Annotated in this window: 1 protein-coding gene; it reads left to right on the top strand. The window is 31.9% G+C overall.

The window, feature by feature from the left end; translation table 11 throughout:
* The first annotated feature begins 297 nt into the window (after positions 1 to 297).
* Entirely contained in the window at positions 298 to 1,215 is a 918-nt protein-coding gene (locus tag F6K13_RS31210; protein WP_287289587.1) for a hypothetical protein, read from the top strand.
* Positions 1,216 to 1,870: the final 655 nt, after the last annotated feature.

Genomic DNA, 1,870 nt, shown 5'->3' with positions numbered 1-1,870 from the left:
TCTTCTGGAAGAGAACGAATAACTTGAGCTAAAGTTTGTACTAATTCAAAATTCATAATCAATATATAATTTCTATATTTTTAACATGGCATAGCAGTATGCATTAAAGCGTTTGAAATTTCTAGAAGCTGTTTGCAGAGAATTCCGTAAAGAAAAACCTCTTGTAATAAACTTTTGCTTCTTGCCTGCTGTGTAGTAATATACTTTCTGAATATTAAGGATTGACAATAATTATTTCTATAATAGCATTAATAACTATAGTTTAATATCTAAGTTTTAGAAAAGCAAGAAAATTTGATGACCAGATTCCCTTATGACCAATTTGCTAAACAATTTTTAGAAGAATTACTATCAACTATTGGAGAAGTAAAAGCACCTCGTGAAGTGCGGGGAGAAGCTAGGCAAATCGACGTTTGGTTTTCACCTCAACCACAACTTCAAGGAAACCTAGAAGCATTAGGATTATTAGGTCATTTTGCCACAACAAGTGCTTTATTTGAACCTTACCGAAATCCTGTCACCTCCAATGAAATTTGTAGTTGTTTGCTGAAATTACTGGAAGTCAGAGGAGAATTTCAAAGAGAAGCGAAGCGTAATAATAACCGTATTTATGAAGATGATTATCCGAAATTATGGATAATTACTCCTACAGCTTCTCAATCTATATTAAATGGATTTGGTGCTAATTTAGATGAAAAAAACTGGCTGAGAGGAATTTATTTTTTACCGGAATATTTACGCACGGCAATAGTAGTAATTCATCAGTTACCACGAGTTCCAGAAACAATGTGGCTGAGAATATTAGGTAGGGGAAAAGTACAGTCTCAAGCTATTGATGAGTTAGAAGCATTACCCAAGGATAATCCTCAGCGTGAAAATGCTTTATTGTTATTATCAGACTTGCTGAGTAATATAGAAGTAAATCCAGATATAGATTCAGAAGATAGGGAGTTAATTATGAGATTATCACCACTTTTTTCCCAACGTTTAGAAGAAGCTACTCAGTCGGGAATACAACAAGGTATACAGCAAGGAGTACAGCAACGAGATAGAGAAGTGATTGAAAATTTACTTGTGTTTCGTTTTGGGCAATTAGATAGCGAACTAGAGGTAATTATTCAGCGGTTACAATCTCTATCTCTACCAGAATTAATACCTTTACTATTACAATTGTCCCGTGATGAACTATTAGCTAGATTTGGAGGAGAAAATTGATTAAATTATCGATAAATTTTTCCCCATAACTTTCGCGTAGAGGCACTAGCTAATCCGACCATCTACTTGGATCTATTTATGGGTAAAATATAGACTAATACCATTTTTCTGTAACAATGCCCTTAATAATTCTTACCAAAACCTGAATTTTACTAATAGCTGTTATCTTTATATTAAGGGTAACTTCATGGATAAATGGTATAAAAAATGGGAAATTTTTGAATTATAAACACAGCTAATCCGTTAGCAAATACGGTTCATATTTAGGCAAAAATTCATTCAAACAACAATGTAAATATGGGTTTTTGCCACCATATATTTACCCAAAAATTTCTTAATTGAACTATATTGATCTATAAGCGATCGCCCCTCATTTCTTTTTTTTTTTACTAAGTTAATAAATCATCTAAAATTTCCCAATTTATAATCAATTATCCTAAGGTTTATAAATTTTATAGAGACAATTTTTGTATCTGATTTAAAATTATTTCAGGAATTTATCCAAAACGCTTCCCCATTAGACGCAATATCCATTTAATTCTTCTTTAAAGCAAAGTCTGTCTTAGGGCTGATGAATCTCATCATAAATAATAAATATAGTATTGATATTTTAATTTGAGGTAAGCATTTCCTGCGGAATGCTTACAATTTGAGA

It is taken from the genome of Okeania sp. SIO2B9, assembly GCF_010672505.1.
Classification (GTDB): Bacteria; Cyanobacteriota; Cyanobacteriia; order Cyanobacteriales; family Microcoleaceae; genus Okeania; species Okeania hirsuta.
The sequence above is the reverse complement of the archived record's forward strand: the minus strand, read 5'-3'. Positions and strand labels throughout refer to the sequence as shown.

What these genes read in the sequence shown, in the direction of transcription:
- F6K13_RS31210 (WP_287289587.1), top strand. Translation starts at nt 298, where the DNA reads ATGACCAGATTCCCTTATGACCAATTTGCTAAACAATTTTTAGAAGAA.